The 24254-nt window shown below is 73.0% G+C and carries 19 protein-coding genes, 2 tRNA genes, 1 other RNA gene and 1 pseudogene; 9 read left to right on the top strand and 14 right to left on the bottom strand.

Features of this window, described 5'->3' with window-relative positions; all coding sequences use genetic code 11:
• Positions 1 to 41 precede the first annotated feature (41 nt).
• Positions 42 to 287 carry a hypothetical protein gene (locus ACFUJY_RS03315; RefSeq protein WP_383293689.1) on the bottom strand — a complete coding sequence of 82 codons (246 nt, stop codon included), beginning with the start codon at positions 285 to 287 and terminating at the stop codon, positions 42 to 44.
• Between the two features lie 116 nt (positions 288 to 403).
• Here ACFUJY_RS03315 and upp point away from each other — a divergent pair, with 116 nt between their 5' ends.
• Positions 404 to 1039, top strand: coding sequence for a uracil phosphoribosyltransferase (gene upp, locus ACFUJY_RS03320; RefSeq protein ID WP_383293692.1), 636 nt, complete (start codon positions 404 to 406; stop codon positions 1037 to 1039).
• Between the two features lie 44 nt (positions 1040 to 1083).
• On the opposite strand, the gene ACFUJY_RS03325 is transcribed toward upp, so the two are convergent.
• The 4 genes from ACFUJY_RS03325 to ACFUJY_RS03340 all read right to left on the bottom strand — a co-directional run bounded on the left by ACFUJY_RS03325 (position 1084) and on the right by ACFUJY_RS03340 (position 4982).
• Entirely contained in the window at positions 1084 to 1680 is a 597-nt protein-coding gene (locus ACFUJY_RS03325; protein WP_383293905.1) for a LytR C-terminal domain-containing protein, read from the bottom strand.
• 131 nt (positions 1681 to 1811) lie between these two features.
• Positions 1812 to 2108 (bottom strand): type II toxin-antitoxin system VapB family antitoxin, encoded by a 297-nt coding sequence (locus ACFUJY_RS03330; protein WP_003955420.1) that lies wholly within the window; start codon positions 2106 to 2108, stop codon positions 1812 to 1814.
• A 69-nt stretch (positions 2109 to 2177) separates the two neighbouring features.
• Positions 2178 to 2798, bottom strand: a complete 621-nt coding sequence (locus ACFUJY_RS03335; RefSeq protein ID WP_383293695.1) for an HhH-GPD-type base excision DNA repair protein — start codon at positions 2796 to 2798, stop codon at positions 2178 to 2180.
• Between the two features lie 93 nt (positions 2799 to 2891).
• Positions 2892 to 4982 (bottom strand): TerD family protein, encoded by a 2091-nt coding sequence (locus tag ACFUJY_RS03340; RefSeq protein ID WP_383293698.1) that lies wholly within the window; start codon positions 4980 to 4982, stop codon positions 2892 to 2894.
• Positions 4983 to 5301: 319 nt separating this feature from the next.
• Between ACFUJY_RS03340 and serS the strand changes: the two genes are divergently transcribed.
• Positions 5302 to 6594 (top strand): serine--tRNA ligase, encoded by a 1293-nt coding sequence (gene serS, locus ACFUJY_RS03345; RefSeq protein WP_383293701.1) that lies wholly within the window; start codon positions 5302 to 5304, stop codon positions 6592 to 6594.
• A 6-nt stretch (positions 6595 to 6600) separates the two neighbouring features.
• On the opposite strand, the gene ACFUJY_RS03350 is transcribed toward serS, so the two are convergent.
• The 3 genes and pseudogenes from ACFUJY_RS03350 to ACFUJY_RS03360 all read right to left on the bottom strand — a co-directional run bounded on the left by ACFUJY_RS03350 (position 6601) and on the right by ACFUJY_RS03360 (position 9829).
• A complete protein-coding gene (locus tag ACFUJY_RS03350; RefSeq protein ID WP_383293704.1) occupies positions 6601 to 7494 on the bottom strand; it encodes a phosphorothioated DNA-binding restriction endonuclease in 894 nt (297 codons plus the stop codon).
• A gap of 119 nt (positions 7495 to 7613) precedes the next feature.
• Positions 7614 to 7736 (bottom strand): annotated as a pseudogene (locus tag ACFUJY_RS03355) (VapC toxin family PIN domain ribonuclease); the annotation flags it as partial.
• 8 nt (positions 7737 to 7744) lie between these two features.
• Positions 7745 to 9829, bottom strand: coding sequence for a helicase-associated domain-containing protein (locus ACFUJY_RS03360; RefSeq protein WP_383293707.1), 2085 nt, complete (start codon positions 9827 to 9829; stop codon positions 7745 to 7747).
• A gap of 565 nt (positions 9830 to 10394) precedes the next feature.
• On the opposite strand from ACFUJY_RS03360, the gene ACFUJY_RS03365 reads away from it, so the two are divergent.
• Positions 10395 to 11309, top strand: coding sequence for an FAD-dependent oxidoreductase (locus ACFUJY_RS03365; protein WP_383293709.1), 915 nt, complete (start codon positions 10395 to 10397; stop codon positions 11307 to 11309).
• 173 nt (positions 11310 to 11482) lie between these two features.
• Here the strand turns inward: ACFUJY_RS03365 and ACFUJY_RS03370 are convergent.
• A tRNA-Ser gene (locus ACFUJY_RS03370) sits at positions 11483 to 11570 on the bottom strand.
• Positions 11571 to 11680: 110 nt separating this feature from the next.
• On the opposite strand from ACFUJY_RS03370, the gene ffs reads away from it, so the two are divergent.
• The 6 genes from ffs to ACFUJY_RS03400 all read left to right on the top strand — a co-directional run bounded on the left by ffs (position 11681) and on the right by ACFUJY_RS03400 (position 20156).
• Positions 11681 to 11777: signal recognition particle sRNA small type (ffs, locus tag ACFUJY_RS03375), an RNA gene on the top strand.
• Positions 11778 to 11840: 63 nt separating this feature from the next.
• Complete coding sequence (locus tag ACFUJY_RS03380) at positions 11841 to 14027, top strand: DNA polymerase III subunit gamma and tau (protein ID WP_383293712.1); 2187 nt, start codon at positions 11841 to 11843, stop codon at positions 14025 to 14027.
• An 80-nt stretch (positions 14028 to 14107) separates the two neighbouring features.
• Positions 14108 to 15376: a phosphoribosylamine--glycine ligase gene (gene purD / locus ACFUJY_RS03385; protein ID WP_383293715.1), complete on the top strand. Its 1269-nt coding sequence runs from the start codon at positions 14108 to 14110 to the stop codon at positions 15374 to 15376.
• Between the two features lie 240 nt (positions 15377 to 15616).
• Entirely contained in the window at positions 15617 to 17467 is a 1851-nt protein-coding gene (locus ACFUJY_RS03390) for a hypothetical protein (protein WP_383293718.1), read from the top strand.
• 194 nt (positions 17468 to 17661) lie between these two features.
• Positions 17662 to 19125, top strand: a complete 1464-nt coding sequence (locus ACFUJY_RS03395) for a N,N-dimethylformamidase beta subunit family domain-containing protein (protein ID WP_383293908.1) — start codon at positions 17662 to 17664, stop codon at positions 19123 to 19125.
• Between the two features lie 116 nt (positions 19126 to 19241).
• Entirely contained in the window at positions 19242 to 20156 is a 915-nt protein-coding gene (locus ACFUJY_RS03400; protein WP_383293721.1) for a phosphoribosylaminoimidazolesuccinocarboxamide synthase, read from the top strand.
• A 60-nt stretch (positions 20157 to 20216) separates the two neighbouring features.
• On the opposite strand, the gene ACFUJY_RS03405 is transcribed toward ACFUJY_RS03400, so the two are convergent.
• From ACFUJY_RS03405 to ACFUJY_RS03425, 5 genes are all read right to left on the bottom strand, one after another.
• Positions 20217 to 20289 (bottom strand) — tRNA-Gly (locus ACFUJY_RS03405).
• 22 nt (positions 20290 to 20311) lie between these two features.
• Positions 20312 to 20923, bottom strand: a complete 612-nt coding sequence (locus tag ACFUJY_RS03410) for a response regulator (RefSeq protein ID WP_383293723.1) — start codon at positions 20921 to 20923, stop codon at positions 20312 to 20314.
• Between the two features lie 2 nt (positions 20924 to 20925).
• On the bottom strand, positions 20926 to 22359 hold the full coding sequence (locus tag ACFUJY_RS03415) for a sensor histidine kinase (RefSeq protein WP_383293726.1): 1434 nt from the start codon (positions 22357 to 22359) through the stop codon (positions 20926 to 20928).
• A gap of 18 nt (positions 22360 to 22377) precedes the next feature.
• Positions 22378 to 23178 carry an ABC transporter permease gene (locus tag ACFUJY_RS03420; protein WP_383293729.1) on the bottom strand — a complete coding sequence of 267 codons (801 nt, stop codon included), beginning with the start codon at positions 23176 to 23178 and terminating at the stop codon, positions 22378 to 22380.
• Positions 23175 to 24119, bottom strand: coding sequence for an ABC transporter ATP-binding protein (locus ACFUJY_RS03425; protein ID WP_383293732.1), 945 nt, complete (start codon positions 24117 to 24119; stop codon positions 23175 to 23177). Before ACFUJY_RS03425 ends, ACFUJY_RS03420 begins: the two co-directional genes overlap by 4 nt.
• Between the last annotated feature and the right edge of the window lie 135 nt (positions 24120 to 24254).

Consider the following 24254-nt stretch of genomic DNA (forward strand, 5'->3'; position numbering starts at 1 on the left):
TCCACCACCGTCACCAGCGGCTTCTCCGCAGGCCGGAGGGGCTACCAGCGGAACGTACGCATCCGCATGGCCTGGCGCATTCGGGCGGCTTTGACCCGTCGGGGCTGCACCCGGTCGCGCAGCGCCTTCGCCTCGTGGAGCTCACGGAGGAACTGGGCCCGCCGCCGCCGGCGCTGCGCGTCGGTCTCGGGCGCGTCGGGTGAGTCCGGTGCGTCGGGGGAGTCCGGTGTGCTCCGGAGGTTCCGCGCGTTCCCCGGGTTCTCGGCGCTCCGTGCCCCGTCGGCCATCGGCTCTTCACCCCCAAGGCTGGCTGCGTCGCTGGGTCCGTATGCCACCACCTTCCCCCCGAACGCGTGGATGATGCCAGCGCACGGGTGCGGGAGGCGCGGCTACGCTGGGAGTCATGCGGATCCACGTCGTCGACCACCCGCTGGTCGCGCACAAACTCACCACCCTGCGCGACAAGCGCACCGACTCCCCGACCTTCCGGCGCCTCGCCGACGAGCTGGTGACCCTGCTCGCGTACGAGGCGACCCGCGATGTGCGCACCGAACAGGTCGACATCGAGACCCCGGTGACACCCACCACCGGCGTGAAGCTGTCGCACCCCCGCCCCCTGGTCGTCCCGATCCTGCGGGCCGGTCTCGGCATGCTCGACGGCATGGTCCGGCTGCTGCCGACCGCCGAGGTGGGCTTCCTGGGCATGATCCGCGACGAGGAGACGCTCAAGGCGTCCACGTACGCGAGCCGGATGCCCGACGACCTCTCGGGCCGCCAGATCTATGTGCTCGACCCGATGCTGGCCACCGGCGGCACGCTCGTCGCGGCCATCCAGGAGCTGATCAGGCGCGGCGCCGACGACGTCACCGCGGTCGTGCTCCTGGCCGCCCCCGAGGGCGTCGAGGTCATGGAGCGCGAGCTCGCCGGGACGCCGGTCACCGTGGTCACCGCCTCGGTCGACGAACGGCTCAACGAGAACGGCTACATCGTCCCGGGCCTCGGCGACGCGGGCGACCGCATGTACGGCACCGCCGACTAGGCACTACGAGGCGGACGACCCCGCCCCGGCGCCGTCCTCAGCAGTCAGCAGGAGGAGGGCGCCGGGGCGGGCTTCGTCAGCGCGGACAGCGCGGCGGCGACCGTCTGCGGCTTGCTGAACGCCGTGAACTTCTTGCCGATGATCAGATCGACCTCCCCGTTCTTGCGGGCGTCGGTCTTCGTCGTGGCCCCGGGCAGCTGGGCGCCCAGCACCGGAAACGTGCCCTCGGCGGCGGCCGGGGCGCCGAGCAGGATGCCCGTACCCGGAACCTTCTTGTCGTACGCGGCGGTGGCGTTCCCCACCTCGCCGATCTTGAACCCGCGCTTCTTCAGCTCGTCGGCGGCGGCCTTCGCGAGACCGCCGCGCGTGGTCGCGTTGTAGACGTTGACCGTGATCTTCGCGGGCTGCGGCAGCACCTTGGCGGGTTTCGACGCCTTCGGGGACGGGCACCGCTCGCTCCGGTCGGCGGCGCTGGCCGTCTTGTCGCCGCCCGTGAAGACATCGATGAGCTGCAGCGTGCCCCATCCGGCCAGCCCGAGGGCGACCACGGAGGCGATGGCGGCGAGGACCACTTTGCTACGGCGGCGGGGGCGGCGCATGCGGGGGTACTTGTCACCCGTGATGCGGTACTTTCCGCCCATGCCGGGGGGAGTGAGCATGCTCATGGGCGCAGCGTAGTGCGACCCGGTGATGATGCCTACTAAATGATCAATGGATCGCACCCGTCCGGGTGGGAAAACACCCGAACGAACCCCGCACGGCCTCCGAGCCGTCAGCCGAGTTCGAGCACGCGGGCGTGCAGCACCTGGCGCTGCTGGAGCGCGGCACGGACCGCGCGGTGCAGCCCGTCCTCCAGGTAGAGGTCGCCCTGCCACTTCACGACGTGTGCGAACAGGTCGCCGTAGAACGTGGAGTCCTCGGCGAGCAGGGTTTCGAGGTCCAGCTGGCCCTTGGTGGTGACGAGCTGGTCGAGGCGGACCGGGCGCGGCGCGACGTCCGCCCACTGCCGGGTGCTTTCCCGGCCGTGGTCGGGATAAGGCCGCCCATTTCCGATGCGCTTGAAGATCACACGGAAAGCCTACCGGTCACGAGCCACCGGGCGCAGCCACGATTGCCACCATGCCGCGTACGAGAAGGCTCACTTGCCCTTCGCCGCGGCTTTCGCGGCCTTCGCCGCCTGCTTCGCCTCCTGCTTGAACGCGCGCACCTCGGCCAGTGACTCGGGGCCGGTGATGTCCGCGACGGACCGGTGCGAGCCCTCCTCGCCGTACGGCCCCGCCGCCTCCCGCCAGCCCGGCGGCCGGACCCCGAACTGCTTGCCGAGGAGCGCGAGGAAGATCTGCGCCTTCTGCGTCCCGAACCCGGGCAGGGCGTTGAGCCGCCGGCGCAGCTCCGCCCCGGTCGCGGCATCGCTCCACACGGCCGCCGCCTCACCGTCGTACTGCGCCACCAGGAACTGGCACAGCTGCTGCACCCTCTTGGCCATCGAACCCGGGTAGCGGTGCAGCGCGGGCCTGGCGGTGAACAGTCCGGTGAACGCCTCCGGGTCGTACGTGGCGATCTCATGGGCGTCCAGATCGTCCCTGCCCATGCGCTGCGCCAGGGCGTACGGGCCCGCGAAGGCCCACTCCATGGGCACCTGCTGGTCGAGCAGCATGCCCACCAGGGCGGCGAGCGGACTGCGTGCGAGAAGCTCGTCCGCCGCCGGCTCCTGGGCGATCCGGAGGGTGATGTCTCGGCCATCGTCGCTCTTGGTCATGGGCGGCATCATGGCGAGCGCCGGGGGCCACGGCCAGCACAACCACCACCGACCGGGCGGTTTGCAGCCGTTTGCCGGTCAGCGGGGGCCGGCTCAGGCCCCCGCGGGCGCCGGGACCGGGGTGTCCCGGGGCTCCGGGGCCGAGGTGCGGCGGCTGCGGCGCTCGGCCTGCGCGAGGTGGGCGATCACATGCGAGTGAAACCGGTCCACGGCGTTGTCGACGCTGCGGATGAACCCGGTCTCCGCATTGCCCCGGGTGGCGCCCATGCTCTTGAAGAGGGAGAGCCGGAATCCCGTGATCCGGCTGCCGTCGCGGGGAAGGACGTCGCCCGGCTCCGGACGGAGGCGTTCCAGGGTGCCGCGCGGGCCGCTCTGCCCCTCGACCAGCGTTTCGACGTGCAGGTCGGCGGGTGCCTCGGCGAGCTGCCGCATCAGGCGCTTGGCCGACGTCAGCGGGTAGGCCCCCTCCGGCACCGGGATCTCCACCGAGGTGCGCAGCTTCCCGGTCCGCAGGTCGGCGACGATCGTGATGGTGCCGGGCGAGCCGTCCACCCGCAGTTCGGCGGCGAGCCGCCCCTCCTCGCAGAGCCGGTCGGCGTGCGCCGCGCGCCGGGAGAGGGCGGTGGTGCCGCGCTGGGTGCGCTGGACGGGCAGGGCCTTCTGCCCCAGCTCGCCGCCGATCCGCAGGCAGACCTGGCGGATGAGCCGCTCCCAGCTCTCCACGACCTCCACGGCACGCGGGTCGCCCTGGCTGAGCGTCTCCTCGTCGATGCCGTTGCGCACGGGCACCCACGCGGGGCCCATGTTCTGGAAGCCGTGGCAGCCGGAGTTCTCGTGCTGGAGGTAGTGCAGCAGCTCCTGGAGGAGCCACGCGTGGGCGGCGTTCCCCACGCCCTCGTGCCGGATGAGCATCTGGGCCTGGTGCGCCACCTCCGCCCACGACAGGTGCCACAGGGCCACCTTGTGCTTGCGCCGCCCGTCCGTCTTGACCTCGACCAGCGGGCTGCCCTCCAGCGCCACGTCGTTGGACAGGGTGATCACCGCCTCGTAGCCGCGGCGGGCGGCGATGTCCATGTAGTTCTGGACCTGCTCCGACTTCAGCGCGTTCCCGTTGGTCTTCGTCTCCACGAGCGCGGTCCACAGCTTCCCCGCCCGCTCGACCCGGATCACCCCGTCGGGACGCTTGGGGGTCTCGCCGTGCGGGAGGGAGACCTCGGTGAAGGTCTGCATGCGCCCGGCCGGGGCCCCGAAGGCGGCGGTGAGCCGGCGCCCGAACTCCGGCACCTGCGCCATCACGGACAGCAGCACGGAGGTCGCCCGGACCTCGCGCTCCTTGTCGCTCTTGAGGTTCGAGGCGGGGAAGAGCCGTGCGGCCCGCCAGGAGTCGTTCTCGGCGAGCGACTTCGTGGCGACGGCGGGCAGGGTCACCTTCTTCTTCGCCGTACGGGCCCGGGGCCGCTTGGGCGCGGGGGCGGGCGCGGCCGCGGCCGGCTGCTCGGCCGCCACGGTCTGCGGGCCCGGCTGCGCGGGAACGGCGGGGAGCGGCTGAGCGGGACCGGCGGACTCGGCGGCGGGCGCGGCGCCTTCCCCGTCGACCGGGTCCGCAATCGCGTCCGCGTCCGCGGTCTCGTTCTCCCCCTCGTCGTCCACATCGATGCCGAAGTCGGTGGCGAGGCCGGCGAGCCCGGTCTCGTACCCCTGGCCGACGGCCCGGTACTTCCACTCCGTACCGCGCCGGTACAACTCGCCGAAGATGAAGGCGCTCTCCACGGACGCGTCGCCGATCGAGAACCCGAGCAGCACCTCGCCGGACCGGTCGGCGACGGTCATCCGCAGGTCGTCGAGGTCGCCGAAGCGGGAGCCGCCGTACCGGCTCGCGGCGACGACCAGGCGCTCGACGTCCTCGGGGACGGCCGTCAGGTCGAGGCTGATGCGGTCCTCGCTGCCGCCGTCCGTCGGCGTCTTGCCGAGCAGCTGCACGCTGCCGTCGGCCGCGGCGGGGTGGTTGTAGTAGAAGAAGTCGGCGTCGCCGCGGACCTTGCCGCCCGCGTCCAGGAGCAGCACGGACACGTCCGCGTCACCGTCCCCGGTGGGGCTGCTCCAGCTCAGGCTCGCGATGACCGAGCCCGCATCGTCGCTGAGGTCCGCCAGCCCGACGTTGGCACCCTTGGTCATCTCACGCATGCAGTCCCCCCAGGACCATTCGTCTGGATCATGCCGGGCTCGTGGGGGCCTGGCACGCACTCCCCCGAGCTCTCGGCCGCCGCGGGCCGCGCCCTGGCGACGGCAGCAGGCTGTTCCGTGACACAGCGCGACTCGCCGCACACGGGAGAACCGTATCGCCCGCATGGACCAGAGGTGAAGGAATCGTGAAGTCCGATTGCGGCCGGCGCGGGCCGGCGGAACGGGTCCGCCGGTATTGCGGGTCGCACGCGGTGCGCCGATTGCTACCGTCGGTGCGACAACGCACCGTCCCGTTCGCCGGACCAGAAGGATCTTCCTCATGCATGATGCCCGGGCCCTGCTCGACATGGGTGCCGAAGCGGTACGCCGGCTCGCCCGACGCGGTTACACGCTGGACCTCGCCGCACTGGAGGACCTCCAGTCCCGGCGCAACCAGAACATCCGCTCGGCCGACGAGCTGCGCGCGGAGTCCAAGCGGGTGGCGAGCGAGGTCCAGCAGACGGCACGCCAGGGCGGTGACATCACCAAGCTGAAGGAGCGGGCCCGTGAGCTGAAGGACGAGATCCGGGAGATCGACGCGGGCCAGGAGCAGATCCAGGAGCAGCTGCGCGACCTCCTCCTCAGCATCCCCAACCTCCCGGCCGACGAGGCCCCGGACGGCGACAGCGACGCGGACGCGGTCGAGGTCAGGCGCGTGGGCACGCCGCCGGTGTTCTCCTTCGAGCCGAAGGACCACGTCGACCTCGGCGAGGCGACGGGCATCCTCGACTTCGCCCGGGCGACCAAGCTCTCGGGCTCCCGCTTCGCGGTCACGCGCGGCGCGGGCGCGGCCCTGGAGCGCGCCCTGGCGACCCTCTTCCTCGACCTGCACACCCGCCGCCACGGCTACGTCGAGCACACGGTCCCGTACCTGGTCACCCGGAAGACCATGACCGGCACCGGACAGCTCCCGAAGTTCGAGGAGGACCTGTTCAAGACCGGCGTGGCCGACCGCGAGCTGTTCCTCATCCCGACGGCCGAGGTCCCGCTGACCAACCTGTACGCGGACGAGATCATCCCGCCCGCCGAGCTCCCCCTCGCCCTGACCGCCCAGACGCCGTGCTTCCGGTCCGAGGCGGGGTCGTACGGCCGGGACACCCGGGGCCTGATCCGCCAGCACCAGTTCTCCAAGGTCGAGATGGTCCGCATCGTCGACCCGGCGGAGGCCGACGCGGAACTGGAGCGGATGGTCGGCCACGCGGAGGCGTGCCTGAAGGAACTCGGCCTCGCCTACCGCGTCGTCATGCTCGCCGCCGGCGACACGGGCTTCTCGGCGCAGCTCACGTACGACATCGAGGTCTGGATTCCGAGCCAGAACACGTACCGCGAGATCTCCTCGGTCTCCCACTTCGGTACGTTCCAGGCCCGTCGCGCCCAGATCCGCACCCGCGACGAGAACGGCAAGGCCAAGCTGGTCGCCACCCTCAACGGCTCCGGACTCCCCATCGGCCGCACCCTGGCCGCCCTCCTCGAACAGTGCCAGCAGGAGGACGGCTCCCTCGTCCTGCCCGAGGCCCTGACCCCCTACCTGGGCTTCCGCCGGATCGCGGCGGACGGGACGCCGGAGGCGTAGAGGGGCTCAGCCGGCCGCCGCGCGCGGCACGCCGTGGAACACCTCGCGCGCGTGCCACTCGCGGTGCGCCGGGGCGACCGGTTCGGCGGAGCGCTGCGGCCCGATGAGCGGCCGGCCGGCGAGCGCTATGACGTGCGCGCCGGCCGCCGCGCTGTGACCGACGAAGCTCTGCGAGACGAGGATGCGGTCGTCGGCGCCGAGGCCGAGGACGCCCTTGTCGAACAACTTGTGGTGCAGGGAGCAGAGGCAGAGCCCGTTCTCGACGACGTCCGGCCCGTCGAACGCCCACCACCGCACATGCGCGGCCTCCAGCCCGACGGGCACCGCGCCGATCCGCCCGTCGTAGCCGCAGAACGCGCACAGGTACTCGTAGGCCGTCAGCACCCTCTCCCGCATCCGCGGGTCCCGCCCCCGCCGCACGGCCGGGCCCGCCTCGGCGAGCTCGGCCTGCTGGAGCTCCAGCCCGACCGCCTCGCACAGCTCCTCGTGCAGGGAGGGCGGGAAGTTGGCGTCGAGCAGCACCCGGGCCATCCGCCCGAGCAACGACGGCTCCCGCCGCAGCGCGTCCCGCAACTCCGGCACCAGCCGCCCGGTCGCCCCCGTCGCCCGCAACTCCCGTACGCCGGTGCCGGGACTCCCCGGCCCGCGGTCGGTGCGCACCTCCCACACCCCGTCGCTCACGAGGTGGTGGAACGGATACGCGGGCGTCGTCGGGCGCCCCGGCCCGTACTCGTCGAGCAGCCGCATCAGATCCGCCTCCACGGAGCTGTACCGCAACTCGTCCGCGGCGTCCCGCTGGAACCGCGCGAGCGCGTACAACACCAACAGCGGTTTGTGCGGCGCCCGAGCCCCGCTCCGGGTCCACTGCCGCAACTTCCGGGTGCGCTCCAGCCAGTCCATGACCCTGGATCGTAGGCCGCGCCCCGGACGCGGAGGCGGCGGACGGGCGCGGATCGAGGAGGGCCACTTCGGCGCGCACGCGCGGGCTGGGGTCGGGCCGGCCAGGCTTCGACCACGTCTTCTCGGTGGATGAGCGTCAGCCCTTGCAGCTCCGCCATAGCGGCCACGACCAGGTCCACGGCTTCGGCACTGCGGTGTCGTCCTCGCTTGGTGAGCGCTTCCTGTACCTGCCGGGCGCGGTCATCGACCGCTACGCCAGGTCGTCTGCCCACGCCGGCATGACGCCTTGGATGCGGGAGAGGGTGAAGACACGATCGGCGTCTCGAAGGCGGCACCACGCTTCCAGGTAGGGCGGGTCGAGTTCCAGGCGGCTGAGGGTGCGCACGGTGCGGCTGCCCGAGGCGGCGACGTACTCGACGGTGATGGCCGTGCCCGTGTCGATGGCGTGGGCCAGTTGGCGGACGTCGGTGTACGTCAGCTGCTTTGCGTATCCGGCGACGATCTCCTCGGTGTCCGTGCCGAAGGGAACCCCGGTGCCGAATGGATCGGGCTCCGGAACGGTCGGCGGGGTGACCAGCAACCGGACCGCCACTGCGGACGGATCGACTGCGGCAGGCGCCTCCACCGTTCGGTGTGCTGAGCGTCCGGTACCGGCCTTCGCGGTGGCCGTCCGGGGGGCCGGAACGGCGGCGGCCCGTCGAGGCGGCACCTTCTCGATGCGTACGGTTCCGTCCGCGGCCTCGACGACGGGCGCATAGCCCTGGCCCCGGAGCGCGGCGACGGCCTTGTCGGGCGAGCTGCCGCTGACGAGCACCGTCGGGGCGAGCTGCCGCAGCCCGAGTGCGGCGAGTGCCCGGTGGGCGGCGAGCTCGGCCAGGAGCGCGGGTTCGTCGCTGTGGATGACGCAGGCGGCGGGGGCGATGCGCATGCGGCCGTGACGGCGGGCGGCGTCGGCGACGAGATAGGACAAGGGCTGCGGCAGGGGCCCGTCGGCGACGGCGGTCAGCTCGGCCGAGATCTCGTCCGGAGTGCGGCCGGTGTCCAGGGCGCGGCGGATGCTGGCGCCGCTGAACCGCCATACCGAGGCCGTGCCGCTGCTCTCCCGGTCCGCGGTCGAATCCAGGAGCTCGGCCAGGCGCGCGGCGGGCGTGCCGGTGACGACGGCGGTGAGGTCGCCGCCGAACCGGGCTGTCCTCGTGGCCTCCGGCAGCAGCCGCCGACATGCGACGGCCAGCTTCTCCCGGTCACCGGCCACCAGAGCCGCACCGAGCCGGGAGAGAGCGCCTCGGGCGATGACGCCCGTCAGCTCGGCCTCGCGGACCGCTGCGGCGAAGGGCGTCTCGTCGTGGAACGACGGATGAGCGAGCGGACGGTGCCAGGCCACGAGCGGACCCAGATCGGTGCCGACCCGCACACCCTGACCCTCCGGAAGCGCTGCCGCCGCTGCGAGCAGCCCGCGCCGGGCCTGCAGGCAGGCGCCGCAGTGGGCCCCGGCCACGGCGGCAAGCGACTTGTTGTCCTCGTCGCGGGACTCCGAAGGAGTGAACTGCAGGTTCCACCATGCGTGGAGCAGGTCGGCGAACTGCGCTGCAGGTTCCTGCACCGCCCAGGTGTCGTACACCGCGGTGGGTGTGATGCGGTCGCCGTCGTCGCCCAGCAACCCGACCGAGTAGGCGACCTCCAGGGTGATGCGTACCACCGCGTCGTCGGCCTGCGCGGCCTTGCCGATCCGCCCCAGTTCACGAGCGCCGATCCCGCCGGACTTCAGCCGGGCCGGTGGAGCCGCCGAGCAGGCCGACAGGACCGAGGCGGCGTGGATCGCGAAGGCCGTGGCAGTTGCGGTCGCCTTTCGTTCCACCTCCACCGCGGGGACGGGCACCGTCTCCGCCACGGGCGGTACGGGATCGAACGGCGCACTCCAGTCCGACCCGCGCAGCGCGAGTGTCACTTCGGCGGGCATGCGGCCCGGCCCGTATCCGTGGCGGTTGCGGATCAGGAAACCCCTGTCCAGGGCCCATCGCTCACCCGGCGGGACATCGGCCATGGCAGCCCCGAACGCGACGAATTCCGTGTGCTGTGGTTCGGACTTCGCCTGTCGCTCCAGCAGCTGCCGGGCGGCCGAAGGGGCCTTCGCGATCACTTCGGCGACGCGCTGCGGATCGCCATGGTGTTCCAGGACGGCGGCCGTGCGCTGCTGCCTGGTGCCGGGCGGCTTGATGCCCAGAGCCACGAGCATGCCGCGCAGTTCTTCGGAGGTCACGCCTTCCAGTAGCTCCTCCAGCGGTGCGTCCAGCCCGAGGGGCGCGTCCCACGCCTGCCGCAAGGAGGCAACCATGTGGAGGTTCCCGGCGCCGTCCGGCCAGACCAGCGCATGATCAGCCAGAACCTCCAGAACGGCGTCCAGTTCCCGAGAGGCGGTGGGTGCCGTCGCTCCCAGTGCCCTCGCCAGGGCGCCGTGCGACAGGGGAGTTCCCAAGGCGGCCAGGGCCTCGGCCACTTGAAGGCAAGGCAGCGGTAGCTGTGGCAGGACGAGCGCCACCGATCCCGGCCGCAGAAGACGTTCCGTCGACTCCGCCATGGAACGTGGCTCCGGTGGCGCCACGGCGTCCTTCCGAATCCCGAGTACGCGCGACAGCCGTGGCGCGTCAAGGCCGGCCAGCCAGGCCGTCAGCGTGGATCGGGACGTCATGCGGAACACCTCGCGAGGCCGGGGAACACGGCTGGGGCCGGGGCGGCCCCGAGGACAAATAACGGCGACGATAGCGACACCGGCCCCGATGTGCATGACGCCGGACTCGTCGTCGCCCGTCGCCTGATCGGAACCGGCCGGCTTGTCACCACCGAGTACGTGGTCGGCCAACTCGTCGCGTACGCCGGGGCCCCGGTGCTGGAATAGCCCTATGGGCGACACGCTGTACGACACCGATCTGATCATCATCGGCGGCGGACCCGCCGGGTGCGCTGCCGCACGTATGGCTGCCAGCGTCGGCATGGGATCGATTCTGGTCGAGCCGGACCGGCTGTGCCGGAACCTGTACCGGGTCCCGGCCCTGAACAATGTCCTCGGCGGCTACACCGGCGGCCCCGAGCTGGCCGACGCCATTGTCGCCGAGCTGAAGAACACGGAGCTGTGCCGCCTCGAACTCGGTCGTTACGTCACCGAGCTCCGCGCCGACGACGACCAGGTGACCGTCACGTTGGACACGGGCGCCTCCCTCACCGCCCCGTACGCCGTCGTCGCCACGGGCGTCGGCCCTCTCCAGCCCAGCGAAGCGCCCTGGATCACCGCCCCCGCCGGGCTGACCCTGCCTGCGCTCTGGCAGGCGGACGCCGACGACGTCCAAGGCCGGACCCTCCTCGTCCTCGGCGGCGACCGCCCGATCGGCACCTTCCTGCGCGCCCACCCGACCACGGACACGCGCCTCCTCGTGGCGTACCCGGCGGCGGACGCGTACAAGATCGACGAGATTCGCGAGGACCCACGGGTCACGCTGCTCCCCTTCGATCACCTGACGCTGCACGGTGGAGAAGGGGCCCAGCTGTCGGCCGAGGCGGTGGGACAGGACGGTACCCGCCGGACGATCACGGCGGACGCGGCCTTCCTCAGCCTGGGAAGCGCCCCCGCCGCCCCACCCGGAGACCTGATCCGTGGCGCGGACGGATACTGCCCGCCCACCGACCAGCACCCCCGCGTCATCGTGGCCGGCGACCTCCGCTCCGCCCGCTTCCAACGGATCATGACCGCCCTGGGCTCCGGGAGCGAAGCTGCGCTGCACGCGTACTACGCGGCCCGGGACTTGCCCATCAAGGGGTGAGGCCGCGGTGTGGCGCGTCATGGGACGGCTCTTGGAGGGGCCCCTGTGACCAGTAGGCAGCAGAAAGGTCGCACCCGACGAAGCCGCCGCACGTGATACAACCGCGACCACGCACGTCGAAGGGCCCCACCGCGAACGGTGGGGCCCTTCAACGTATTGCCCGGTGAGAGCAATGGCGGAGGATACGAGATTCGAACTCGTGAGGGGTTGCCCCCAACACGCTTTCCAAGCGTGCGCCCTAGGCCACTAGGCGAATCCTCCGCCGCAAACAATACAAGACGTTGAGGAGTGCTCGCGAACCCGTTCCCCGGGGAGGGGTCGGGGCGGTGCCCGAGGTGGACTTGTGGGGGTGGGGATCGGCTAAGGTGGGCGTCAGCCCCTCACGTGGCGCTATCTGACTGAACTCCCCCAGGGCCGGAAGGCAGCAAGGGTAGGTTGGCTCTGGCGGGTGCGTGGGGGGCCCTTGCGTGTGCGGGTGGCGCGGGTCACGGTCGGGGCCGGTTGTCAGTGCGCCCCGATAACCTCGTAGGTGTGTCGTCCCTTGCGCTGTACCGCCGCTACCGCCCCGAGTCGTTCGCCGAGGTCATCGGTCAGGAGCATGTCACTGACCCGCTCCAGCAGGCCCTGCGGAACAACCGGGTCAATCACGCGTACCTGTTCAGCGGCCCGCGGGGCTGCGGCAAGACGACGAGTGCGCGCATCCTGGCCCGCTGTCTGAACTGCGAGCAGGGGCCCACGCCCACGCCCTGCGGGGAGTGCCAGTCCTGCCGTGACCTGGCGCGCAACGGGCCGGGGTCCATCGATGTGATCGAGATCGACGCAGCTTCGCACGGTGGCGTGGACGACGCCCGTGATCTCCGGGAGAAGGCGTTCTTCGGGCCCGCGTCGAGTCGTTACAAGATCTACATCATCGACGAGGCGCACATGGTGACGTCGGCGGGGTTCAACGCCCTGCTGAAGGTGGTGGAGGAGCCGCCGGAGCACCTGAAGTTCATCTTCGCGACCACGGAGCCCGAGAAGGTCATCGGGACCATTCGGTCGCGTACGCACCACTATCCGTTCCGCCTCGTGCCCCCGGGGACCCTGCGCGACTACCTCGCCGAGGTCTGCGGCCGGGAGAACAGCCATGTGGACGAGGGTGTCCTGCCGCTCGTCGTGCGCGCGGGGGCCGGGTCCGTGCGCGACTCGATGTCCGTCATGGACCAGCTCCTCGCCGGTGCGGGCGACGAGGGTGTGACGTACGCCATGGCGACGGCACTGCTCGGTTATACGGACGGCTCGCTGCTCGACTCGATCGTGGACGCCTTCGCGGCGGGCGACGGGGCCGCGGCCTTCGAGGTCGTGGACCGGGTCATCGAGGGCGGCAACGACCCGCGCCGGTTCGTCGCCGACCTGCTGGAACGGCTGCGCGACCTGGTGATCCTGGCCGCCGTGCCGGACGCCGGCGAGAAGGGGCTGATCGACGCGCCCGCCGACGTCGTCGAGCGGATGCAGGCGCAGGCGTCCGTGTTCGGGGCCGCCGAGCTGAGCCGCGCCGCCGACCTGGTTAACGAGGGGCTCACGGAGATGCGCGGCGCCACCTCGCCGCGCCTCCAGGTCGAGCTGATCTGCGCCCGGGTCCTGCTCCCCGCCGCCTTCGACGACGAGCGCTCGATGCAGGCCCGGCTGGACCGGCTGGAGCGGGGCGCCTCCTTCGCCACCACCGGCCCCGGTCCCGCCATGGGGTACGTGCCGGGCCCCGAGGCCCTCGCCCACGCACCGGTCCCGCCCGCCCCCCAGCCGGACGCCGGGCCCGCCGCCGCCCGCGCCGCCTTCCGGGGTGAGGCGCAGCCCCCCGCCCCGGCGCAGACCCCGCCCCCGGCCCCGGCCGCGGTGCCGACCCCGTCCCCCGCCCCCGTACAGGCGCCGCCGCCCGCCGAGGCGCCCGCCGCAGGGCAGCGGCCGGGGGCCTGGCCCGCCGCCGCGTCCGCCCCGGACCAGGGGCGCCGGCCCGGCGGCTGGCCCACCGCCGCCGCGCCCGGCCGGGCCCCCGCCCCGGCTCCGGTCCCGCAGAGCGCCCCCGCCGCGCCCACCGGGCCCGTGGCGTCCGAGCCCGCTCCGGGCATGGCGCAAGGCGCCGGCCAGGTGCGCACCATGTGGCCCGACATCCTGGAGGCGGTGAAGAACCGCCGACGTTTCACGTGGATCCTTCTCAGCCAGAACGCCCAGGTGACCGGGTTCGACGGCAGCACCCTCCAGATCGGCTTCCTCAACGCAGGCGCGCGGGACAACTTCACGAGCAGCGGCAGCGAGGACGTGCTGCGGCAGGCCCTGGCCGAGCAGTTCAACGCCCAGTGGAAGATCGAGGCGATCGTCGACCCCTCGGGCGGCGCCGGACAGCCCCCGCAGCCCCCGTCCGGTGGCCAGCGTCCGTACAGCCCGCCGCCCGCCGCGCCGCGCCCCGCCGCTCCCGCACCGCAGCCGTACGAGCGGCCCGCCGCCCCCGCGCCCGCTCCGGCCCCCGCGCCCGCCCCGCAGCAGCCGGCCCCCGGCCCCGGCCCCTCGGCCGGGCCGCCGCCCGCGCCCTACGCGGCTCCCGAGGCGCCGAAGCCGGTCGCGCCGGAGGACGACATCCCGGAGGCCGACGACCCCGACCTGGTCGACTCGGCGCTCTCCGGGCACGAGCTGATCGTGCGCGAGCTGGGCGCCACGGTGGTCGAGGAGTACACCAACGAGTAGCCGGGCCGGTGCGGGCCGCCCCCTGTCCACGGACCGGCGGCCGTCAAGGGCGCGGCGCCCCGGCGGCTAGGCTGCACCCCGTGAAGGTCCTCGTCATCGGCGGCGGCGCCCGCGAACACGCCCTGTGCCGCTCTCTGTCCCTCGACCCCGACGTCACCGATCTGTACTGCGCCCCCGGCAACGCCGGCATCGCAGAGGTGGCCGAACTGCACCCGGTCGACGCCCTCAACGGCGCCGCCGTCGCGCGCCTCGCCGCCGAGCTGGGCGCCGGGCTGGTGGTCGTCGGCCCGGAGGCGCCGCTCGTCGCCGGCGTCGCCGACTCGGTGCGCGCCGCGGGCATCCCGTGCTTCGGCCCCACCGCCGCCGCCGCGCAGCTGGAGGGCTCGAAGGCGTTCGCCAAGGACGTCATGGCCGGGGCGGGCGTGCCCACCGCCCGCAGCTACGTGTGCACCACGCCCGCCGAGATCGACAGCGCCCTCGACGCGTTCGGCGCCCCCTACGTGGTCAAGGACGACGGTCTGGCCGCGGGCAAGGGCGTCGTCGTGACCGAGGACGTCGAGGTGGCCCGCGCCCACGCACTGGCCTGCGACCGGGTGGTCATCGAGGAGTTCCTCGACGGCCCCGAGGTGAGCCTCTTCGCGATCACCGACGGCACCACCGTGCTGCCGCTCCAGCCCGCCCAGGACTTCAAGCGCGCCCTCGACGGCGACGAGGGCCCGAACACCGGCGGCATGGGCGCGTACTCCCCCCTGCCGTGGGCCGACCCCAAGCTGGTCGACGAGGTCATGGAATCGGTGCTCCAGCCGACCGTGGACGAGCTGCGCCGGCGCGGCACCCCCTTCTCGGGGCTGCTGTACGCGGGTCTCGCGATCACCTCGCGCGGTGTGCGGGTCATCGAGTTCAACGCCCGGTTCGGCGACCCGGAGACCCAGGTCGTCCTGGCACGCCTGCGGACGCCGCTGGCCGGTGTGCTGCTCGGCGCCGCCAACGGCACCCTGGACCAGCTGCCGCCCCTGGCATGGCGCGACGAGGCGGCCGTCACCGTGGTCATCGCCTCGCACAACTACCCGGACACCCCGCGCACCGGTGACCCCATCGAGGGGCTGGACGAGGTCGCGGAGCAGGACGCCCCGCACGCGTACGTGCTGCACGCCGGCACCAAGCGCGACGGTGACGCGATCGTCAGCGCGGGTGGCCGCGTGCTGTCCGTGACGGCGACGGCCGACGACCTGGCGGGTGCCCGCCAGCGTGCCTACGCGGCTGCGGCGCGGATTCGGCTCGACGGCTCCCAGCTCCGTACGGACATCGCGAAGAAGGCCGCTGAGGAAGCGGCGGTCGCCGGAGCCTGAGCGGGACGCGTGGCGGGCCCGGCCCGTACCCCGCTGACCCCTTGCCCCTCAACACCTTTGACCAAAGCCATTCCATCGAGTGACGGCTGAGCCATCCGGATGACGCCCGCCGCACCCCCAACTAGGGTGCGGCGCAAGCGTTCCGGCACTTGGCCCACCGGCATTGCGATGTCAGTGGCGGGTGCCATGGTGGGGGAGTGAGCGACACCGCCGTGGGGGCAGAGGGGGTGAGGACCAGTCGTGTCCGGTACCGGTACGGGTGAGGAGCCGGGTGCGCGGGCTGCGCGGGCCCGGGCGCTCGCCCTGCTGCGCATCCGCGGCAGGGCGACGGCGGTCGCGCTGCTGCCCGCCGCGCTGGCCGTGGTGCTGTTCGCCGCGGGCGCGCGAGGGTTCGCGGACGGCGGCGGCTGGGACGCGGCGCGCTGGGCCGTGGCCGCCTGCGCGGTCGTGGTCCTGCTGATCGCGGGAGCCGTCGCGCTCGCGGTCGTACGGGCGAAGCCGGCGGTCAGCCCGACCGTCCCGCTCAGCGAGACGGCGGCGCCCGACCTCTACCGCCTGGTCCGCGAGCTGGCGGACCGGCTCGATGTGCCCGCGCCCTCGGCCATAGCCCTCACACCCGACTGCGACAGCTGGCTGGAGGACCGCACCCATCCGGCGGCCGGCGGTCCCGACCGGCGGACGGCCGCGGCCCCCGTGCTGGTCATCGGCTCCCCGTTCCTGTGGTGGATGCGGGTCGCCGAGCTGCGCGCGCTCCTCGCCCCGGTGGTCGCGGGCACCAGCGCGTCCGCCCAGCCCGACATAGCCGCCGCCCGGCGCTTCGTCCGGGGCCTGGACGGGGCGGTCGCCGATGGAGCCGCCCCCGCCCGGGGGGCGGCGCGCCGGGCCCTGCGGCTGCCGCGTGCCTTCATCGGGCGGATCGCCCGGATACTGCTGCGCAGCTGCCGCGGTCACGCCGCGGAGATGGAGCGGGGGGTCGCCGCCGCCGCGTCCTCGCGCGCCCGGGAGGTGGACTACGGGCTGCGGATCGTCGCGCAGGAGCAGGTGGGCCTCGCTTACGCCGGCTGGGACCGGCTGCTGACCCGGGTCGCGCTGCCCGCCTGGCGGATGGGCCGCTGGCCCTCGCAGCTGGACGCGGGCGTCGTTGCCGCGCTCACCGAGCTCTCCCGCCGTGACCGGCTGGCCGAGGGGTACGCCTCCCGGCTCGGCGAGCGGCCCGCCTGCGACCTCCTGGAGGAGCCGGGGGCGGCCGACGAGGCGGCATCCCTGCTGGCGGCCCGGCTCTTCCACGGCGGGCCCGCCGAGACCGGTCCCGCCTGGGCCCCGGTGGACTGGCAGCAGTATCCGGACGAGGTGGTGGACCGGAAGTGGCGCTCGGAGGCGGCCCGGCTGCACCGCGTCCTGGACGCCATGGGCGTGCCGCCCGCCGCAGCCGTCGGCGGCGTCCCCACGCTGGCCCGGGTGGTCGAGCACCTGGAGGCGGGGGAGGCCGGTGGCGAGGAGCTGGCGGCCGGAATCATCGCCGCCGTGGCCCGCGAGGAGGCCGAGGCGCAGGAGCGGGTCCGGGATACGGGCCCGGGCGACCAGGCCGGCCCGGGCGCGGGACCTGGCGGCGCGGGCTCGGGTGGACCGGGGGCCTCCGCGGACCTGGGCGGAGCCTCCGCCGGCCTGGGCGGACCAGGGGCCTCCGCGGGCCTGGGCGCCCCCGCCGGGGCCACTTCCGGCGCGGGCGCCCCCGCCGCCCCGGGCCCCGCCGCCCCGGGCCCCGGCGCCGCCCCCGCCGTCGGCGACGACCTCGTCGCCCTCTGGGGTCCCGATCCGCTTCCGCTGTTCCCGCTCCAGCCGCCCCGTACGGGCACCGAACTGCTCGCCGACCACGTCGCGGCCATGGTCTGCTGCGCCGCCGTGGACACGGCGGGCGCGGCGCCCGGCCTCGACTGGCTCGACGGGCCCACGCTGCTGGTCGACGGCGAGCGCCGCGCGGACCTCGGCAGCCCCGTCCTCAGCCTGATCGAGGACGGTGACTCCGGGCCGCTACGGTCCTGGCTCGCTTCGGTCGGCGTCCGCACCGACAAGCCCGTCCGCCTCGTCTGAAACGCGCCCCCGCCGATGCGGGACGCTGCGGACGGGGTGGCCGAGAACAACCGCATAACCGGAGCGGCAGCTTCCGTTCACGTCAATTCACGACGAACGGTGACGGAGTGCGTGCGTTATGTGATGTGCTGGGGAACGGCGCTGACTGACGGCGCACCGCTGTTGATCCGGGGGCCTGAGGGAGGGGGAGCGTGATGGGGGCGGAACAGATCCGTCGGTGGGAATCGGGTGCCCTGGCGCATGCCGTGACCGACCCTTTCGGCCAGGGGCCGCTGCCCTGGCTGCGCGGCAGTGAGAACTACTTCGACGACACCGGCAAGGTCGTGCCCTGGTACGTGGACCCGGCCCTCTCCCGCGGCTCCACCGACGGCGGCACCCGCACCGCCGACGACGTGCGCCGGCAGATCAAGGGCTTCACCTCCACGGGCGCCGCGGCCCCCGGTGAGGCGATCGACTTCCACATCACGGTGGACCCGCCGCAGCAGTTCTCCGTGGACGTCTACCGGATCGGCCACTACGGGGGTGACGGCGCCTCGAAGATCACCACGAGCCCCCGGCTCTCGGGCATCGTCCAGCCGGCCCCCCTCACCGCCGACCGCACGGTCTCCTGCCACCACTGGTGGCTGTCCTGGCGGCTGCAGATCCCCAGCTACTGGTCGATCGGGGCGTATGTCGCCGTGCTCACCACGCTCGACGGCCACCGCTCCCACATCCCGTTCACGATCCGCGACAACCACCCGGCGGACCTGCTGCTCGTCCTCCCGGACGTCACCTGGCAGGCGTACAACCTCTACCCGGAGGACGGCCGGACCGGCGCCAGCCTCTATCACGCCTGGGACGAGGAGGGCCGGCTGCTGGGGGAGGAGGACGCGGCGGTCACCGTCTCCTTCGACCGCCCCTACGCGGGCGCGGGCCTCCCGCTGCACGTCGGGCACGCGTACGACTTCATCCGCTGGGCCGAGCGCTACGGCTACGACCTCGCCTACGCCGACACCCGCGACCTGCACGCGGGCCGGGTCGACCCCACCCGTTACCGGGGCCTGGTCTTCCCCGGCCACGACGAGTACTGGTCGGTGCCGATGCGCCGTGCCGCCGAGCGCGCCCGCGAGCACGGCACCTCCCTGGTCTACCTCTCCGCCAACACCATGTACTGGCAGGTCAGCCTGGGGCCCTCGGCGTCCGGGGTGCCGGACCGGCTGCTCACCTGCCGCAAGCGCCGAGGGCCCGGCAAGCCCGCGCTCTGGCGCGAGATCGACCGCCCGGAGCAGCAGCTGCTCGGCATCCAGTACGCGGGCCGGGTCCCCGAGCCCCACCCGCTGGTCGTGCGGAACGCGGAGCACTGGCTGTGGGACGCGACGGGCGCCGGCGAGGGCGACGAGATCGAGGGCCTGGTGGCGGGCGAGGCCGACCGCTACTTCCCGCGCACCACACTGCCGGAGCACGACAACCGCATCCTGCTCGCCCACTCCCCGTACCAGGACGGCGAGGGCGTGATGCGGCACCAGGAGACCTCGCTGTACCGGGCCCCTTCCGGTGCGCTGGTCTTCGCCTCGGGCACCTTCGCCTGGTCCCCGGCCCTGGACCGCCCCGGCCATGTGGACCCCCGCATCCAGAAGGCCACCGCCAACCTCCTCGACCGGATCTGCAAGCGCGCCTGACCGGAGACGGCCGTCCCGCGCTTCCCCGCCCACCCGGACGGCACCCCTCCGCAGCCGGGCCTTCCCGGATACGGGACAATCGGAACGGTTCTTGGAACAACGTACGCGGAGGCAGCGTGTCCGGATTCGTAGAAAAGCCCGAGCCGGTGCAGGTGCCGGGACTCACCCACCTGCACACCGGCAAGGTGCGCGACCTGTACCGGAACGAGGCCGGTGACCTCGTCATGGTCGCCAGCGACCGGATCTCCGCGTACGACTGGGTGCTGCCGACCGAGATCCCGGACAAGGGCCGTGTCCTGACCCGCCTCTCGATGTGGTGGTTCGACCAGCTCGCCGACCTCGTGCCGAACCACGTCCTGTCGACCGAGGTGCCTGCCGGGGCCCCCGCCGACTGGGAGGGCCGCACGATGATCTGCACGTCGCTGCGGATGGTCCCGGTCGAGTGCGTCGCCCGCGGCTATCTCGCGGGCTCCGGCCTGCTCGAGTACAACGCCTCGCGCACCGTCTGCGGCATCGGGCTCCCCGACGGCCTGGTCGACGGCTCCGAACTCCCGGGCGCGATCTTCACCCCCGCCACCAAGGCCGCCGTCGGCGACCACGACGAGAACGTCAGTTACGAGGAGGTGGCCCGCCAGGTCGGCACGGAGACCGCCGTCGCGCTGCGCCGGACCACCCTGGACGTCTATGGCCGGGCCCGCGACATCGCCCGCGCGCGCGGGATCATCCTCGCGGACACGAAGTTCGAGTTCGGCTACGCGCCCACCGCCGACGGCGGCGAGGAGCTGATCATCGCCGACGAGGTCCTGACCCCGGACTCCTCCCGCTTCTGGCCGGCCGCCACCTGGGAGCCGGGCCACGCCCAGCCGTCGTACGACAAGCAGTTCGTCCGCGACTGGCTGACCTCCCCGGCCTCCGGCTGGGACCGCAAGAGCGAGCAGCCCCCGCCGCCGCTGCCCCAGGAGATCGTGGACGCGACCCGCGCCAAGTACATCGAGGCGTACGAACTCCTCACCGGCACGCCCTGGCAGTAACGCCACAGAAGTCACACGAAGAAGCCCCCGGCCGAAAGGCCGGGGGCTTCTTTTCATCTGAGCGGACGACCAGGTTCGAACTGGCGACCTCAACCTTGGCAAGGTTGCGCTCTACCAACTGAGCTACGTCCGCAAGCGCCGAAGCGCGAGACCTACTATACCCAACCCCGCTCGCGTGCGAGACGCACTGCCGCGTGACGGTTTTCCGCTCCCAGCTTCGAGGCGGCCGACGACAGGTAATTCCGTACGGTCCCCTGCGAGAGCGACGCCCGATCGGCGATCTCCGAGACCGGCGCCCCGTCGACCGCGAGCTCCAGCACCTCGGTCTCCCGGACGGTCAGCGGCGAGTCCCCGGCGGCGATGGCGTCCGCCGCCAACTCCGGGTCCACATAACGGTTCCCGGCCTGCACGGTACGGATGATGCCGGCCAGCTGGCGGGCGCTCACGGTCTTCGGCACGAAGCCCCGGACGCCCGCCGCGAGCGCCCGCTTGAGGTGGCCGGGCCGGCCGTGGCTGGTCACGATCATGGTCCGGCAGTCCGGCAGTTCGGCCCGCAGCGATGTGGCAACGCTCACACCGTCCGCCCCGGGCATCTCCAGGTCGAGCACCGCGACATCCGGGCGGTGGGCCCGGGCCATGGCAAGCGCCTCCGGCCCCGTCGCCGCCTCCGCGACCACCACGAGGTCCTCCTCCAGAGCGAGGAGGGCGGCGAGCGCGCCCCGGATCAGATGCTCGTCATCGGCGAGCAGCACCCGTACCGCGGTCATCGTCATTCCTCCACGAGGCCGGGTCCCGGCCCCACCATCACACCCGGGGCCACCATGGTCCCGGGACGCAAGCTCACGGGCGCACGACGGGCGCCCGGTGTCCGGCGGCGGGGTTCCTCGGCCTTACCGGGCTTCCCCCCGCCCCCGCCCCCGCCCCCTCCCCTTCCCCCTGTCCCCGCCCCGGGCTCCGGGGGGATCGCCGCCAGCGGGATCGTCGCCGTCAGCCGGAACAGGCCGCCCTTCGCCGGGCCGGCCTCCAGCGAGCCGTCCAGCGCGGCGAGCCGTTCCCGCAGGCCGGCCAGCCCGGAGCCCGGCCCGTCGGACGCGGACGTGGGCGAGGGAGCCGTCCCGGCGGGTGTCGCGCCGTCGTTCTCCACCTGAAGCACCACGGTGTCGGCGGTGACCCCGACCCGGATCAGGCAGTGGCGCGGGTCGCCGTGGCGCAGCACGTTGGTGGCCGCCTCGCGGACGACCCAGCCGAGCGCCGACTGCACGGGCGCGGGCAGGTGCTCGCCGCTGTCGCCGGTGACCGTGCACTCGATCCCTGCCGCGCTCAACACGCCCTGCGCCCCGGCCAGTTCCGTGTTCAGGTCCGCCTCGCGGTAACCGCGCACCACATCGCGGACCTCCTGTTGGGAGGCGCGCGCTATCCGCTGCACCTCGACCATCTGGTCCACCGCCTCCGGCCTTCCGCGCTGGGCGAGCTCCACCGCCAGCTCGCTCTTGAGCGCGATCACCGCGAGGTTGCGGCCCAGCACGTCATGCATGTCCCGCCCGAACCGCAGCCGTTCCTCCGCCACGGCGAGCCTGGCCTGTATGTCCCGGGCCTGCTCGGCCTGCCACATCACGCTCATGCTCCAGGCGCTGGGCCGGACCGAGATCAGGACCAGCACACAGCCGAAGAGGCTGCAGGGCACCACGCCTGCCAGGACGCCGTCCCTGACGCCGGCCACCGCGAGTGCGCCGGTGATCAGCGCGGAGAGGCAGAGGGACTCGACCAGGAAGCGCCGGACCGGCACCAGGAGCACCCGCGTGATCACCAGGGCCATCGGTGCGTTCAACGTCATGAGCAGCAGCCCCGACCCCTTGACGCCGTCCACCCCGGCCAGGGCTGCCAGAAGCCCGACGGCCACGACCAGAAGCACGACGGGTGCCAGCAGGCGCCGCCCCGGGAAGACGGAGACGCCCAAGTAGTGCTTGTACGACGCGGTGAGGTTGCGGTTGCTCAGCAGGCACTGCGCGAGGCTCACCAGGAGGAGCGCCACGCCGAGGGCCAGCGGAAGCGGTTCGTGGCGGATGTCCTGGTGGAAGGGCGCCCCCTGCCAGGCCAGGGAGAAGAACCAGGGGATGCAGGAGATGGTGAACCGCGAGTACAGATCGATCCGCTCCATCTTGCTGCGCTCCTGCCAGCTGCGGCGCCATCCCCGTATGCGCATCGCGGCTCAACCTCCATGTCAGCGTCGCGGATCCCAGCGGAACCACCGCTGCACAGCAAACACGGCCAGCGCCGTCCAGACCAGCCCGGTCAGCGCGGCGCCGAGCAGGTCGGTGCCCTCGGGGCCGCCGAACCAGCCGGCCCGGACCAGGGTCATCACACCGGTCAGCGGCAGGTACTCGCAGACCGCCGCGAGCCGGTCCGGGAACACGTCCAGCGGGACGAAGAGCCCCGAGCCCATCAACGAGACGAGGAACAGTGGCAGCGTCGTCAGCTGGGCGGTCTGCACGGTGCGGGTGATCACGGAGGTGACCGCGGCCAGGACGGTCAGCAGCACCACGCCCAGCAGCACTCCCGCGACGAGCAGTTCCGGGCGCTTGGGTGCGCCGAGGCCGAAGAAGGCCGTACCGGCGACGACGATCACCGCGCTCTGCGCCAGGGCGAGGGCGCCGGCCGGAAGGGCCGTCCCGGCCAGGATCTCCCCGTCGGTGACCTCGCCGGTCCGCAGCCGCTTCAGGACCAGCTCCTCGCGCCGGGCGACGTAGGCGGCGACGAGGTTCATGTACACGGCCTGGATGAGCACCGTCCCGACGCCGCCCATGAGGGCCGCTCCGGCGACGGTGAGGCCGGTCCCGTCGAGGTCGATCTTCTCGAACGCCGATCTCATCGCCATGATCATGGCCGCCGGCATGAGGAGCGCGACGAAGATCGCCGTCCTGTTCCGGGCGAGCAGCGACAGCTCGGCCCGCCCGAGGGCCGTCAGCCGGCTCACGGCCGTCGTGCGCGCGGGGCCGGTGGCGGGGGTGGTCGTGATGGTCATGCGACGGGCACCTCTTCGATGTCGGCGGCGGACTTCGCGATGTCGAGGAACGCCTCTTCGAGCGAGGCGGACCGGGCGTCGAGCCCGTGCAGCCGGACGTCCGACTCGGCGGCCCAGCGGAGCAGTTCGGCCAGGGAGTCCTGGAGGTGGTGCGTCCGTATCTCGACCCGGGGGCCCTCGGCGGCGGCGTGGAGCTCCAGGGGCAGCCGGGCCGGCGGGACGCCCTCGGGCAGCTCGAAGCGGATGCGGGCGGGGCGGGCGGCCGTCACCTCCGCCGTGGTGCCGGCGGTGACGATCCGGCCGCGGTGCATGATCGCCAGCCGGTCCGCGAGGGCTTCGGCCTCCTCCAGGTAGTGCGTGGTGAGCAGCACGGTGGTGCCGTCCTCCTGGAGCCGGCGCACCAGCGCCCAGGTGTCGCGGCGGCCCTCCGCGTCGAGACCGGTGGTCGGCTCGTCGAGGAAGAGCACCTCGGGCCGGCCGAGCAGGGCCAGCGCCAGGTCGAGCCGCCGCCGCTCCCCGCCCGAGAGCTGCTTGACCCGGACGCGGGCGCGGTGGCCGAGCCCGACCAGCTCCAGGGCCTCGGCGGTGGGCCGGGCACCGCTGGTGCAGCCCACCCACATCCGTACCGTCTCGGTGACGGACAACTCGGACGGGAAGCCGCCCTCCTGGAGCATCACGCCTATGCGGGGGCGGACCAGCGAGCGCTCGGCGCAGGGGTCGTGGCCCAGCACGCGGACCGTGCCGCCGTCGGGCCGGGCCAGGCCCTCCAGGAGCTCGACGGTGGAGGTCTTGCCGGCGCCGTTCGTGCCGAGGAGGGCGAAGAGCTCGCCGCGTGCCACGGAGAAGGAGACGCCGGACACGGCCTCGAAGCCGCCGACGTAACTGCGCCGGACGTCTTCCGCCTGGATCACGCACTCACGGGACTTGTCTTCGCTGGTCATGTGTTCAGGTTGCCGTCCGCGGCGGGGCGGGGGCAGTGCGGACTGTCACCACCACCCATGACAAACGTCATGGGTGGTGGTGCGCGGGCCGGGGAGACACAGGGAGCCGTCGGAAGAACCGGAACACGACGAAGG

Origin of the sequence: Streptomyces sp. NPDC057249 (genome assembly GCF_042669245.1) — a bacterium.
Lineage (GTDB): Bacteria > Actinomycetota > Actinomycetes > Streptomycetales > Streptomycetaceae > Streptomyces.

Coding starts and splice junctions, on each gene's coding strand:
- ACFUJY_RS03315 (WP_383293689.1), bottom strand. CDS start 287: ATGGCCGACGGGGCACGGAGCGCCGAGAACCCGGGGAACGCGCGGAAC.
- upp (WP_383293692.1), top strand. CDS start 404: ATGCGGATCCACGTCGTCGACCACCCGCTGGTCGCGCACAAACTCACC.
- ACFUJY_RS03325 (WP_383293905.1), bottom strand. CDS start 1,680: ATGGGCGGAAAGTACCGCATCACGGGTGACAAGTACCCCCGCATGCGC.
- ACFUJY_RS03335 (WP_383293695.1), bottom strand. CDS start 2,798: ATGACCAAGAGCGACGATGGCCGAGACATCACCCTCCGGATCGCCCAG.
- ACFUJY_RS03340 (WP_383293698.1), bottom strand. CDS start 4,982: ATGCGTGAGATGACCAAGGGTGCCAACGTCGGGCTGGCGGACCTCAGC.
- serS (WP_383293701.1), top strand. CDS start 5,302: ATGCATGATGCCCGGGCCCTGCTCGACATGGGTGCCGAAGCGGTACGC.
- ACFUJY_RS03350 (WP_383293704.1), bottom strand. CDS start 7,494: ATGGACTGGCTGGAGCGCACCCGGAAGTTGCGGCAGTGGACCCGGAGC.
- ACFUJY_RS03360 (WP_383293707.1), bottom strand. CDS start 9,829: ATGGTTGCCTCCTTGCGGCAGGCGTGGGACGCGCCCCTCGGGCTGGAC.
- ACFUJY_RS03365 (WP_383293709.1), top strand. CDS start 10,395: ATGGGCGACACGCTGTACGACACCGATCTGATCATCATCGGCGGCGGA.
- ACFUJY_RS03395 (WP_383293908.1), top strand. CDS start 17,662: ATGGGGGCGGAACAGATCCGTCGGTGGGAATCGGGTGCCCTGGCGCAT.
- ACFUJY_RS03410 (WP_383293723.1), bottom strand. CDS start 20,923: ATGACCGCGGTACGGGTGCTGCTCGCCGATGACGAGCATCTGATCCGG.
- ACFUJY_RS03415 (WP_383293726.1), bottom strand. CDS start 22,359: ATGCGCATACGGGGATGGCGCCGCAGCTGGCAGGAGCGCAGCAAGATG.
- ACFUJY_RS03420 (WP_383293729.1), bottom strand. CDS start 23,178: ATGACCATCACGACCACCCCCGCCACCGGCCCCGCGCGCACGACGGCC.
- ACFUJY_RS03425 (WP_383293732.1), bottom strand. CDS start 24,119: ATGACCAGCGAAGACAAGTCCCGTGAGTGCGTGATCCAGGCGGAAGAC.